At 50.2% G+C, this 12,035-nt stretch carries 12 protein-coding genes and 1 tRNA gene; 5 read left to right on the forward strand and 8 right to left on the reverse strand.

What is annotated here, in order from left to right; all coding sequences use genetic code 11:
• The first annotated feature begins 223 nt into the window (after window positions 1–223).
• On the forward strand, window positions 224–1,450 hold the full coding sequence (gene pepT, locus GBAG_RS07395) for a peptidase T (RefSeq protein WP_034494680.1): 1,227 nt from the start codon (window positions 224–226) through the stop codon (window positions 1,448–1,450).
• Window positions 1,451–1,486: 36 nt separating this feature from the next.
• Here pepT and GBAG_RS07400 read toward each other — a convergent pair whose 3' ends face one another.
• The 7 genes from GBAG_RS07400 to GBAG_RS07430 form a co-directional block, all read right to left on the reverse strand.
• Window positions 1,487–2,608, reverse strand: coding sequence for a ribosomal protein uL16 3-hydroxylase (locus tag GBAG_RS07400; RefSeq protein WP_034494682.1), 1,122 nt, complete (start codon window positions 2,606–2,608; stop codon window positions 1,487–1,489).
• A gap of 70 nt (window positions 2,609–2,678) precedes the next feature.
• Entirely contained in the window at window positions 2,679–4,139 is a 1,461-nt protein-coding gene (gene phoQ, locus GBAG_RS07405) for a two-component system sensor histidine kinase PhoQ (RefSeq protein ID WP_034494684.1), read from the reverse strand.
• 2 nt (window positions 4,140–4,141) lie between these two features.
• On the reverse strand, window positions 4,142–4,813 hold the full coding sequence (gene phoP, locus GBAG_RS07410) for a two-component system response regulator PhoP (protein ID WP_034494686.1): 672 nt from the start codon (window positions 4,811–4,813) through the stop codon (window positions 4,142–4,144).
• Window positions 4,814–4,936: 123 nt separating this feature from the next.
• A complete protein-coding gene (gene purB, locus GBAG_RS07415; protein WP_034494687.1) occupies window positions 4,937–6,307 on the reverse strand; it encodes an adenylosuccinate lyase in 1,371 nt (456 codons plus the stop codon).
• Window positions 6,308–6,327: 20 nt separating this feature from the next.
• On the reverse strand, window positions 6,328–6,957 hold the full coding sequence (gene hflD / locus GBAG_RS07420; protein ID WP_034494689.1) for a high frequency lysogenization protein HflD: 630 nt from the start codon (window positions 6,955–6,957) through the stop codon (window positions 6,328–6,330).
• A 36-nt stretch (window positions 6,958–6,993) separates the two neighbouring features.
• Entirely contained in the window at window positions 6,994–8,106 is a 1,113-nt protein-coding gene (gene mnmA / locus GBAG_RS07425) for a tRNA 2-thiouridine(34) synthase MnmA (protein ID WP_034494691.1), read from the reverse strand.
• A 66-nt stretch (window positions 8,107–8,172) separates the two neighbouring features.
• A complete protein-coding gene (locus GBAG_RS07430) occupies window positions 8,173–8,622 on the reverse strand; it encodes an NUDIX hydrolase (RefSeq protein ID WP_034494692.1) in 450 nt (149 codons plus the stop codon).
• Between the two features lie 115 nt (window positions 8,623–8,737).
• On the opposite strand from GBAG_RS07430, the gene GBAG_RS07435 reads away from it, so the two are divergent.
• The gene (locus GBAG_RS07435; protein WP_051873654.1) at window positions 8,738–9,235 is read left to right on the forward strand and encodes a methylglyoxal synthase; all 498 of its coding nucleotides are present in this window, start codon (window positions 8,738–8,740) and stop codon (window positions 9,233–9,235) included.
• Here GBAG_RS07435 and rluE read toward each other — a convergent pair.
• Window positions 9,230–9,862 carry a 23S rRNA pseudouridine(2457) synthase RluE gene (rluE, locus tag GBAG_RS07440; RefSeq protein ID WP_034494694.1) on the reverse strand — a complete coding sequence of 211 codons (633 nt, stop codon included), beginning with the start codon at window positions 9,860–9,862 and terminating at the stop codon, window positions 9,230–9,232. The two genes, GBAG_RS07435 and rluE, sit on opposite strands and share 6 nt — an antisense overlap.
• Window positions 9,863–9,996: 134 nt before the next feature.
• Here rluE and icd point away from each other — a divergent pair, with 134 nt between their 5' ends.
• From icd to GBAG_RS07455, 3 genes are all read left to right on the forward strand, one after another.
• On the forward strand, window positions 9,997–11,247 hold the full coding sequence (icd, locus tag GBAG_RS07445; RefSeq protein ID WP_034456083.1) for an NADP-dependent isocitrate dehydrogenase: 1,251 nt from the start codon (window positions 9,997–9,999) through the stop codon (window positions 11,245–11,247).
• A 151-nt stretch (window positions 11,248–11,398) separates the two neighbouring features.
• Entirely contained in the window at window positions 11,399–11,626 is a 228-nt protein-coding gene (locus tag GBAG_RS07450; RefSeq protein ID WP_034494696.1) for a hypothetical protein, read from the forward strand.
• A 155-nt stretch (window positions 11,627–11,781) separates the two neighbouring features.
• Window positions 11,782–11,857, forward strand: a tRNA-Thr gene (locus GBAG_RS07455).
• Window positions 11,858–12,035: the final 178 nt, after the last annotated feature.

Here is a 12,035-nt window from a genome sequence, read left to right on the forward strand (position 1 = left end):
ACCACCTTGCGGTTTTGCACGTTAAGTAAGGGCAGGCATTCTACGGCAAAGCATTGAAATCGCCAATCCTTGATACCTTAGTGTGGCCTGGATTTGAATACCAATCGGCAACAGTTCCCCATTTCACGACTATTTTTAACTCTGGCAGGCTAAAAGTGACCTAACGCAATATTTGCATTTGTGGCTTACTGATAATGAAGTCACAAAAATTGAGGGTAGCGACATGGATAAATTACTTGAGCGTTTCTTACATTATGTCTCTTTGGATACACAGTCCAAGCCGGGCGTAAAACAAGTTCCGAGCACAGAAGGGCAGTGGAAGTTGTTGCGGTTGCTGAGAGAGCAAATGGAAGAGATGGGTTTGGTGAATGTGACGCTTGGCGATCATGGTACCGTGATGGGCACACTTCCTTCCAACGTCGATAAAAAAGTCCCGGCCATTGGTTTCATTTCCCACGTCGATACCGCACCTGATTTCACAGGTAAAAATGTGAATCCGCAGATTGTCGAAAACTATCGCGGTGGTGATATTGCGTTGGGTATCGGCGATGAGGTGCTCTCTCCGGTGATGTTCCCTGTTTTGCATCAGTTGCTTGGGCAAACCCTGATTACCACCGATGGTAAAACGCTGCTCGGCGCGGATGATAAAGCCGGTATCGCCGAAATTATGACGGCGATGACGGTGCTCAAAGAGAAAAACATCCCCCACGGCGATATCCGCGTTGCTTTCACTCCTGACGAAGAAGTCGGTAAAGGCGCAAAACATTTTGATGTTGAAGCATTTGATGCACGCTGGGCCTACACTGTTGATGGCGGCGGCGTCGGCGAACTGGAGTGCGAGAACTTCAATGCGGCGTCTGTGACCATTAAAATTGTCGGCAACAATGTTCACCCGGGGTCTGCAAAAGGGGTGATGGTTAATGCGCTGTCACTCGCTGCACGTATTCATGCCGAAGTGCCGGCCAACGAAAGCCCGGAATGCACTGAAGGCTACGAAGGTTTTTATCATTTGCACGGAATTAAAGGCTCGGTCGATAAAGCGGAGATGCACTACATCATTCGTGATTTTGACCGCGAACAGTTTGAAGCACGTAAACGCAAAATGATGGATATCGCCAAAAATGTTGGCAAAGGCCTGCACCCGGATTGCTATATCGAGCTGATTATCGACGATAGCTATTACAACATGCGCGAGAAAGTGGCCGAGCATCCATACATTGTGGAAGTGGCGCAGCAGGCGATGCGCGACTGCGACATCGAGCCCATCATGAAACCGATTCGCGGCGGTACCGATGGCGCGCAGCTGTCATTTAAAGGTTTGCCTTGCCCGAACCTGTTCACCGGCGGCTATAACTACCACGGCAAACACGAGTTTGTGACGCTGGAAGGGATGGAAAAAGCGGTAGCGGTGATTGTCAGGATTGCGGAGCTGACGGCTGAGCAGAGTTAAAAATGCGGGTGGCAAATGTGCCACCCGCAACGACTTTTAATCCTCGAAATACCAGTAACCGCTGTTAACCAGTGCGGCCAGCATCGCCAGGAAAGATGGGTCTTCCAGCGCATCACCAAACATTTCTGCTTTCAGTGTGATGTTGCTCGCCAGTGCTTCAAGAGCCGGGCGATGCGGGCTGTCAATTTTCTCGCCGTTAACGTAAATCTCATCGGCAATACGCAGCACGCGTAAGCCACCCAGACGAGTAATGGCATCACCTTGTTTCAGGGCGTCGTAAATCTCATCAGGCTGATAGGGCGGTTCTGGCGGAGCGACGTCAAGTTCGTGGCGTGATTGGGAAACAAACTCACCGAACCAGGTTTTGAAGTGCTCAGGCTGGTTGATAAGATCCAGCATCATTTCGCGTAATGTATCCATTTCCTGCGGCAGAACATCCGCCGGGTGCTGGCGCACAGGCACACCAGGGTCGGTATAACGCTGGCTGCCCAGTTCACGTTGCAGCACATAATCGGCAAAACCACTGATCAGCTCGCGGCCACTTGGGGCGCGGAAACCGACAGAGTAGTTCATCGAGTTTTCTAGCGAGTAGCCTTCATGCGGGAAACCAGGCGGGATATAGAGAATATCACCCGGCTCCATTTCTTCGTCGATGATGGCGTCGAACGGTTCAACTTGCAGCAAATCAGGATGCGGGCAGTGTTGTTTCAGCGCAACTTTTTCACCCACACGCCAGCGACGGCGGCCAACACCCTGAATGATAAACACGTCGTACTGGTCGTAATGCGGGCCAACGCCGCCGCCTGGTACCGAGAAGGAGATCATCAGATCGTCAATTCGCCAGTCCGGTAGTGCGCGGAAGGGGCGCATTAGGCGTGCGCTTTGTTCATGCCAGTGGTTAACGGCCTGAACCAGCAAAGACCAGTTGTTTTCGCCCAGGTGATCATAGCTCTGGAATGGACCGTGGCTGACTTGCCATCTGCCTTCGTTATGGCTGACCAGGCGGCTGTCCACCTCGTTTTCCATGGCAAGGCCTGCGAGTTCATCCGGGGAGATGGGGTCGATGAAGTTTTTGAAGCCGCGTTTTAGAACGACCGGGCGTTTCTGCCAGTAGTTCGCGATGAAATCGGGCCAGTTTAGGTCGAGTTGATAGTCCATATTATTATCCGGCAGGTGAAGGAGCCTGCGAGGATTATAACGGATGGTGCTGCCGGTTACGGGAGTATTTTCAATCTTCTTCTCGGTCTGGACGCTGGCGCGCAAAAATCACTTCCATACGCGTGCCACCCAGTTCGCAGCCCGAGGCCTTGATTTGACCATCGTACTGTTCGACGATTTCCCGAGCGACCGATAAGCCCACGCCCTGGCCTGGCCGCAGGGTGTCGGCGCGTTGTCCGCGGTCAAACACTAACGCGCGTTTACTCTCCGGGATCCCCGGCCCGTCGTCATCAACGAATAAATGCAGCGTGTCGTCCAGCTGGCGGCCTGAAATCTCAACAAACTCAAGACAATATTTGCAGGCGTTATCAAGCACGTTGCCCATCACTTCCATAAAGTCATTCTTCTCGCCGACAAAGGTAATTTCCGGGGAAATATCGAGAGTGATATTCACACCTTTGCGTTGATAAACCTTATTTAGAGCGGAACAAAGGCTGTCGAGCAACGGGGCGACGGGATGAAGTTCACGACTAATCAATGCGTTGTCACCGCGCATGCTGGCGCGATGCAGATAGTAGCCAATTTGCTGAGAAATGCGGCTAATTTGCTCAAGCATCACCGGTTCTGCGTTCTCAATATCCAACTTGTTGGTGCGTAACGATCGCAGCGTGCTTTGCAATACGGCGAGTGGTGTTTTCAGGCTGTGTGTGAGATCGGTGAGGGTGGTGCGATATTTTTGGTAACGGTCACGTTCGGTGCGCAGCAGTCGGTTGAGGTTTTGTACGAGGCTGGTTAGCTCTCGTGTGGTTTCCGGGTTTAGCGCGTCACGGTCATGTTTTTCGAGTTCACGAACCTCGCGGGCCAGGGCTTCAATGGGGCGCAGGCTCCAGCGTGCAGCAAACCAAAGCAATGGTATGACTAACAATAAGTTGGCGATGAATACACAGGCAAACATGCTCAGTACCGTGTATTGGCGTTTTAATTCGAGCGGAATTGTGTCCACAACCACAATGGTTAGAGCAGGCATTTTCCCCATGGCAGGGTATTTATTGACCGCGACGGAGTGAGTGACATCATCACTGTAGTCATCGTCATAAAAATTTTTTAGCTTAGTCTGTAGCTTTTCATCGTTTGCCAGCAAGGCGTGGGTGGTATCGAAGTTTGCTTCAAGCTCGTGAAAACCGTTACTGGTGAGCCACTCTTTTTTAATTTGCTGCACGATAAGCGGCACATTGTGCTGGGTCCAAAGCAAGTTACCTTTATCGTCATAGATAAGTGCCATGGTCGGCGTTTTCAGATTCAGGTTGTCTGGCAGGACAACATCCACATGGCCATTTTCAATGCTGGCAAATGTATAAAAAAGATTGCTCTCACCGCGCAGTAAACGGAAAGAGGTTTTATCAACACTGATGCTGTAGCCCACTAATGCCACGAAACCGTAGGCCAGTGACAGCACCATGACTACCACGGCGGTCGCCAGTAAAAAGCGAACGCGAAGTGATAACGGTAAAATACGGCCGAAGAATTTCATGGTTAACGCAGATCGAGGCGGTAGCCCTGACCACGCACGGTGGTGATAGCTTCATGGGGATATTCAGCCAGAATTTTTTTACGCAAACGGCCCATTAATACATCAATGGTGTGGCTTTCGCGCAGTTCGGCATCAGGGTAAAGCTGGAGCATTAATGAATCTTTGCTGACCACTTTGCCATTGTTACGAATCAGCGTTTCCATGATGGTGTATTCAAAGGCGGTGAGCTTAATCTGGTTGTCGTTGATAAGCAGCTCGCGGCGCGATAAATCGACCTGGAAAGGGGGCAGGGAAATAACCTGTGACGCCAGGCCACTGTTGCGGCGCATCAATACCTGCATACGAGCGACAACTTCTTCAAGATGAAACGGTTTAGTCACGTAATCATCAGCGCCCGCGCCCAGCACTTCGACTTTATCCTGCCAGCCTTCACGTGCAGTCAAAACCAGGATAGGCAAGGTGACATCATGGCTGCGCCAGCGACGGATAAGACTCAGGCCGTCTTCGTCAGGCAGGCCCAAATCCACAACGGCAATATCGGGAGTGTGTTCATTCAGGAAATAGTCGGCTTCTTTGGCATCTTCCGCTGCATCAACCTGATGACCGGCTTCACGCAACTGAACCTGGAGATGGTGGCGTAAAAGAGCATTATCTTCCACAACGAGTACACGCATTCGATTTTCCCAGTAAATAGATGGCATTGATAGTTTAACGCTAATTATCAGCCAGGGGGCATAAACCGTGAGTAAACCAGGCGGGAATGTGAAAACGCCACCGCAGCGGGTGGCGTTCAGGTGTTATTTCAACTCGTCAACCATAGTGATGGCGCGGCCAATATAGTTGGCTGGCGTCATCTCTTTCAGACGAGTTTTCTCATCTTCTGGCAGCTCAAGGCTGTCGATAAACTGTTTCATGCCTTCAGCATCTACACGCTTACCGCGAGTCAGCTCTTTCAGCTTTTCGTAAGGTTTTTCGATGCCGTAGCGGCGCATCACGGTCTGGATTGGTTCAGCCAGAACTTCCCAGTTGAGGTCCAGCTCCGCAAGCAGACGGTCACGGTTGACTTCCAGTTTGCTCACGCCTTTCAGTGTGGACTGGTAGGCGATCAGTGCATAGCCGATACCCACACCCAGGTTACGAAGCACGGTGGAGTCAGTCAGGTCGCGCTGCCAGCGGGAAACAGGCAGTTTGCTTGCGAGGTGTTGCAGCATCGCGTTAGACAGGCCCAGGTTGCCTTCGGAGTTTTCGAAGTCGATTGGGTTAACTTTATGCGGCATGGTAGAAGAACCGATCTCGCCTGCGATAGTTTTCTGCTTGAAGTGGTTCAGCGCGATGTAACCCCACACGTCACGATCGAAGTCGATAAGAATAGTGTTGAAGCGAGCGATGCAGTCAAACAGCTCAGCGATGTAATCGTGTGGTTCAATTTGCGTGGTGTACGGGTTCCACTGAATGCCCAGTGAAGTCACGAACTCTTCGCTGAACTGGTGCCAGTCAACTTCCGGGTAAGCGACCATGTGGGCGTTATAGTTACCCACCGCGCCGTTGATTTTGCCCAGAATGTCTACTTTCTCTAGCTGACGGAACTGGCGCTCCATACGGTAAGCCACGTTTGCCATTTCTTTACCCATCGTTGATGGGGTAGCAGGCTGGCCGTGGGTACGGGAAAGCAGAGGAATATCACGGTACTGAACTGACAGGTCTTTCACCGCGTCGATGACTTTACGCCAGTACGGCAGCACCACGTCTTTACGTGCGGTTTGCAGCATCAACGCATGAGACAAGTTGTTAATATCTTCAGAAGTACAGGCGAAGTGAATAAATTCATTCACCGCATGCAGGGCAGGAACCGCTGCCACTTTTTCTTTCAGGAAGTATTCAACCGCTTTTACGTCGTGATTGGTGGTGCGCTCAATGGTTTTAATGCGTGCAGCATCTTCTTCACTGAACTCGGCGACAATTTTATCAAGGTAATCGTTTGCGTTTGCGTCAAAAGCCGGAACTTCCTTGATCGCTGTGTGCGTGGCCAGTTTTTGTAGCCAACGTACTTCGACTTGTACGCGGAATTTCAGCAGACCAAATTCGCTGAAAATAGCGCGCAGAGCGCTGACTTTGTCGCCGTAACGTCCATCAATTGGGGAAACGGCGGTCAGTGAGGATAATTCCATAAGTTACAACTCCAGAGAGGTTAACATTGAGCAAGAATTTGTTTGGCCTGAGCACACAGGCGACTACGAGAAAACATTAACTGCAGGCGGCCACCGCCAACCTGGTGCCATAATACGGCGGCGCGGATACCGGCTAACAACGAGGCACGGACTTTGCTTTGCACCTGCGGGCTTTGCAGCACGGCAGGGGAGCCAGTGACCTGAATACGTGGGCCTAGCGGGCTAATTACATCAACATAAATCCCGGCCATAGCGCTAAGTAACGTTTCGGACTCAAGGTCAAAATGTTCTAATTGACGCTGCAAACCGGCGATGCTCGACCCGAGTTTATCCATCGCACCTTTATTGGCGTAAAGTTTACGCTCAAGAACCATCAGACTTAAGGTATAACGCGTTAATTCAGCGTTCAGACCCTGACGATTACTGGCGTTCAACACACCCAGCAACGTTTCCAGGCCCAATTTCAGGTTGGCTTCATTGCCACCGAAAACGTCCAGCGTGGAACCTGGATTTTGATCAATAACGCTATTTAACGAGACATGCAGCGCCTCGTTATCGCAATGCCCCTGATGCGCCAATTGCTGAACCAGACGAGCAGACTGGCAGATCCCTGCTAGTGCGATAGTGATGTCATAGTAATTTTTAGCCACCAGGTTATTCGTCCTTGTTTGCGATTAAACTTTATTTTATTCAGTTACGAGCGGCACACGCTGCTCAATAACACCACCACCGAGGCACACTTCACCGAGGTAGAACACAGCAGACTGGCCCGGGGTGACGGCGGCAACTGGCTCATCAAAACGCACTTCAATGCGATCTGCATCCAGCGGCGTGATGGTGCAAGGAAGGTCTGTCTGGCGATAACGGGTTTTCACGGTGCATTTCAGCGGTTCGGTCAGCGTCTCACGATCAACCCAATGCAACTGCTGGGCAATTAAACCCACTGACATCAGACGCGGATGGTCATGGCCTTGCGCGACCACCAGAATATTATTCTCAACGTCTTTATCGACCACATACCAAGGATCTTCGCTACCTTCTTTGGTGCCGCCGATGCCCAGGCCTTTACGCTGGCCGAGTGTGTGGTACATCAACCCCTGGTGTTCACCAATGGTTTCGCCATCAACAGTAACGATGATACCCGGCTGTGCAGGCAGGTAGCGACCCAGGAATTCGCGGAATTTGCGCTCGCCGATAAAGCAGATACCGGTGGAGTCTTTTTTCTTCGCGGTGATCAAATCTAACTCTTCGGCGATGCGGCGCACTTCTGGTTTTTCGAGTTCACCAACAGGGAACAGGCTTTGCGCGATTTGCTCATGGCCGAGCGTGTAAAGGAAGTAGCTTTGATCTTTATTATTGTCTAAACCACGCAGCAGGCGGCTTTTACCGTCCACGTCTTCGCGACGCACGTAGTGACCCGTTGCGATGTAATCAGCACCTAAATCTTCGGCGGCAAATTCGAGGAAAGCTTTAAATTTGATTTCTTTGTTGCACAGAATATCCGGGTTTGGCGTGCGCCCGGCTTTGTACTCTTCCAGGAAGTGTTCAAACACGTTATCCCAGTATTCTGCGGCAAAGTTTACGGTGTGTAGTTCAATGCCGAGCTTATCGCAAACGGCCTGTGCATCAGCTAAATCAGCCGCTGCGGTGCAATACTCCTCGCCATCGTCCTCTTCCCAGTTCTTCATGAACAGGCCTTCCACCTTATAACCTTGTTGTTGCAACAGGTAAGCGGAAACGGAGGAATCGACACCGCCGGACATCCCGACGATCACTTTTTTCTGGCTGTTATCAGACATGGAGTAACTCACGACATTGAACTTAAAGGCGGCATATTCTATCACGCATCACCGGGCCTGGCACCCCTAACTCAACGGCCAGTTAAATGCACCGATCATGCTGAGCGGATAACGTTCAGCACGCTGATAGTAGCGGATACTTTCCGCCACTAATGGCGAGCGTAAATTACCTGCGTTAACAATTTGTTGCGCATCCAACCATAAGCAGCGATCGATGTCGCTATCATGCGGAGTAGTGGGGAGTTGCTCTTCAAGATCGATACAGAATAAGAAACGCAGGAACGGCGTGTTATCTGGCGCAATCCATTGGTGCAAGCGGATGAATGTTTGCGGCTGCGCGCAAATACCCGTTTCTTCATACAATTCACGTTGAGCAGCTTCAACCAGCGTTTCGTCGGCTTCCAGATGCCCGGCAGGCTGATTCCATAAGGCTTTGCCATTGATTGTTTCTTCAACAACCAAAAATTTCCCCTGCGCCTGAACCACGCAGGCGACAGTAACGTGCGGTTTAAACATCGTTATTTTTCCTGTCTCAAATTCGTTAGTACGATCATTATAAAGTGATCTGTATCACATATTTTTCTGTGGCCTATACTCTGTTGGATTTCAAAAATCCCTCGAGGGCACCATCATGCAGCTTACCACGCGTATTATGCCGCAACAGAAACGTATCGCTTTAGTGGCTCACGATCCTTGTAAACCCGACCTGCTGAACTGGGCGGTTGATAACCAGGCAGCACTCAGCAACCACATTATTTACGCAACCGGCACTACCGGAAATCTCTTGCAGGTTCATACCCGTTTATCCGTACTGGCTTTGATGAGTGGCTCGATAGGGGGCGATCAACAGCTAGGGTATTTGATTGCTTCAGGTCAGATTGATGTGCTGGTTTTCTTCTGGGATCCGCTTAGTGCGGTGCCACATCACTCCGATGTAAAAGCCCTGATGCGGCTGGCAACGGCATGGAACATCCCTATTGCAAGCAACGCCTGTAGCGCCAATTTCTTGATTAACTCTTCTCTATTTGAGCAAGCGCTGGAAATCACCGTGCCTGATAGTGACGCGTTCCTCAGCAGTCGCGTTTCACACGTCACACAACACGGCGTCAATACTCAGAACCTTTTATAAGGTCTCTATCGGGATTTCGCGCCATTCGCCCGGTGCCAAATCGCTCAGTTCCAGTGTCCCCATTGCATAGCGAATCAGGCGTAGAGTTGGATAACCCACATGCGCCGTCATACGCCGTACCTGGCGGTTACGCCCTTCGTACAAGGTGATTTTCAACCAGCTGGTAGGAATTGCCTTGCGTTCACGAATCGGCGGGTTACGCGCCCAAATCCATGCAGGCTCGTCAACCCGTTCAGCTCCTGCGGGCAGAGTAGGGCCATCGTTTAGGGTGACGCCGTTACGCAGAGATTCCAGCGCTTCTGCTGTTACTGCACCTTCAACCTGCACAAAATAGACCTTCCCGGTACGTTTGCCCGGTTGGGTGAGTTGCGCCTGTAAAGCGCCGTCATTGGTTAACACCAGCAGACCTTCGCTGTCGCGATCCAGACGGCCCGCCGCGTAAATTCCTTGTAACGGTATGTAATCTTTCAGCGTGCTGCGGCCAGATTCGTCGGTGAACTGCGGTAGCACATCGTAGGGTTTATTGAAGATAACCAGCCGCTTCGGTCCGCTATGCTGTGGTTTTTTGGCAGGTCGTTGCGTGCTGAATCGTTTAACTTGCTGGTTTCTAAAAGAAGTTTTATTCATAGTGTTTTCAGACGTTAGGTATTAACGCATTATAACGGAAATCACCAGTGATTGGCGCGGGCCTGATATTCAAGTAGTATTGACACGCACATTACAAATCATTAACAAAAAGAATCGCTCGAAGGAGAAGGTTAATGGAAAGCAAAGTAGTTGTTCCGGCGGAAGGTAAAAAGATCACCCTGCAAGATGGCAAACTGAATGTTCCTCACAACCCAATCATTCCTTTCATTGAAGGTGATGGTATCGGTGTGGACGTGACGCCAGCTATGATCAAAGTGGTTGATGCCGCCGTGCAGAAGGCCTACAAAGGCGAGCGGAAAATTTCCTGGATGGAAATCTATACCGGCGAAAAATCTACCCAACTTTATGGCCAGGACGTCTGGCTGCCAGAAGAAACTCTGGACCTGATTCGTGATTACCGTGTGGCGATTAAAGGCCCACTGACCACGCCAGTTGGCGGCGGCATTCGTTCCCTGAACGTTGCGCTGCGTCAGCAGCTTGACCTGTACGTGTGCCTGCGTCCGGTGCGTTACTACCAGGGCACGCCAAGCCCGGTTAAACACCCAGAACTGACCAACATGGTTATCTTCCGTGAAAACTCAGAAGATATTTATGCGGGCATCGAGTGGAAGGCTGACAGCGCTGAAGCTGAAAAAGTCATCAAATTCCTGCGTGATGAAATGGGCGTGACGAAAATTCGTTTCCCAGAACATTGCGGTATCGGCATCAAGCCGTGCTCTGAAGAAGGCACCAAACGCCTGGTTCGTGCAGCCATCGAATACGCAATCACTAACGACCGTGATTCTGTGACCCTGGTTCACAAAGGCAACATCATGAAATTCACCGAAGGTGCTTTCAAAGACTGGGGCTACCAGCTGGCGCGTGAAGAATTCGGCGGCGAGCTGATCGACGGCGGCCCATGGGTGAAACTGAAGAACCCTAACACTGGCAAAGAAATCGTTGTTAAAGACGTGATCGCGGATGCGTTCCTGCAACAGATCCTGCTGCGTCCTGCTGAATATGACGTTATTGCTTGTATGAACCTGAACGGTGACTACATCTCCGACGCCCTGGCCGCTCAGGTTGGCGGTATCGGTATCGCACCAGGCGCTAACATCGGTGACGAATGTGCACTGTTCGAAGCGACCCACGGCACTGCACCAAAATATGCTGGCCAGGACAAAGTGAACCCAGGTTCAATTATCCTTTCCGCAGAAATGATGCTGCGTCATATGGAATGGTTCGAAGCGGCTGACTTAATTGTTAAAGGTATGGAAGGCGCGATTAACGCCAAAACTGTAACTTACGATTTCGAACGCCTGATGGAAGGCGCTAAGCTGCTGAAATGTTCAGAGTTTGGCGACGCAATGATCGAACATATGTAATTAGCAAATTCGCTAATGATAAAAGGGGGAGCCAATGGCTCCCTTTTTTTATTGTTTTTCTGAAATCGTGAGCTACTACCCTTTACCAAAACTCTGGACGTGATTAATAGATGAATCGACCGAATTCAGGTTCAATCAAAGAGGATGTGGAATGGAAAATTACTCCAACAAAAGTGGTGATTCACAAGTTGTCAGTTTCCAGATTGATGCAAATTCGATGAAAGTCCGGTTCAAGAATAATCACGTGTATCTATACGATATCCGCCACCCAGGGCCAGAGCATCTGGAAAAAATGAAAGAACTGGCGCGTGCCGGATGGGGTTTGAACACTTATATAGAAAGCGAAGTCAAAAACGATTTCTCATCAAAAGTGTTTTAAATCGCAGTAACCGGGTTATGAGAAGTGCAATTTTTACACAAAATACAGATTTTTCGCTCGTGACTGGTTGATTTTATAACAATAAGTTGAATTTTTAAGCGAACAGTTCGCAAGGAATTGCATCGTAGATCGAGTTTATGTACTATGCATTCCACGCCGACTTAGCTCAGTAGGTAGAGCAACTGACTTGTAATCAGTAGGTCACCAGTTCGATTCCGGTAGTCGGCACCATATTTAAGAAAACCACCTTTCAGGTGGTTTTTTTTCGTCTGTATGAAATCAAATTGAAGGAAGGCTAGCTTTCGATAGCGCTTCCTCAGTCGTGCGTTAAATCCAACCCTGCTGACTTGCAAGCCAGACAAGGATAGCGACGACAATTAAAACTACGGTTGTTTTTCTCATTGTTGTG

It is taken from the genome of Buttiauxella agrestis ATCC 33320, from assembly GCF_000735355.1.
In the GTDB taxonomy this organism is placed as follows: domain Bacteria; phylum Pseudomonadota; class Gammaproteobacteria; order Enterobacterales; family Enterobacteriaceae; genus Buttiauxella; species Buttiauxella agrestis.

Coding starts and splice junctions, on each gene's coding strand:
- pepT (WP_034494680.1), top strand. CDS start 224: ATGGATAAATTACTTGAGCGTTTCTTACATTATGTCTCTTTGGATACA.
- GBAG_RS07400 (WP_034494682.1), bottom strand. CDS start 2,608: ATGGACTATCAACTCGACCTAAACTGGCCCGATTTCATCGCGAACTAC.
- phoQ (WP_034494684.1), bottom strand. CDS start 4,139: ATGAAATTCTTCGGCCGTATTTTACCGTTATCACTTCGCGTTCGCTTT.
- phoP (WP_034494686.1), bottom strand. CDS start 4,813: ATGCGTGTACTCGTTGTGGAAGATAATGCTCTTTTACGCCACCATCTC.
- purB (WP_034494687.1), bottom strand. CDS start 6,307: ATGGAATTATCCTCACTGACCGCCGTTTCCCCAATTGATGGACGTTAC.
- mnmA (WP_034494691.1), bottom strand. CDS start 8,106: ATGTCTGATAACAGCCAGAAAAAAGTGATCGTCGGGATGTCCGGCGGT.
- GBAG_RS07430 (WP_034494692.1), bottom strand. CDS start 8,622: ATGTTTAAACCGCACGTTACTGTCGCCTGCGTGGTTCAGGCGCAGGGG.
- GBAG_RS07435 (WP_051873654.1), top strand. CDS start 8,738: ATGCAGCTTACCACGCGTATTATGCCGCAACAGAAACGTATCGCTTTA.
- rluE (WP_034494694.1), bottom strand. CDS start 9,862: ATGAATAAAACTTCTTTTAGAAACCAGCAAGTTAAACGATTCAGCACG.
- icd (WP_034456083.1), top strand. CDS start 9,997: ATGGAAAGCAAAGTAGTTGTTCCGGCGGAAGGTAAAAAGATCACCCTG.
- GBAG_RS07450 (WP_034494696.1), top strand. CDS start 11,399: ATGGAAAATTACTCCAACAAAAGTGGTGATTCACAAGTTGTCAGTTTC.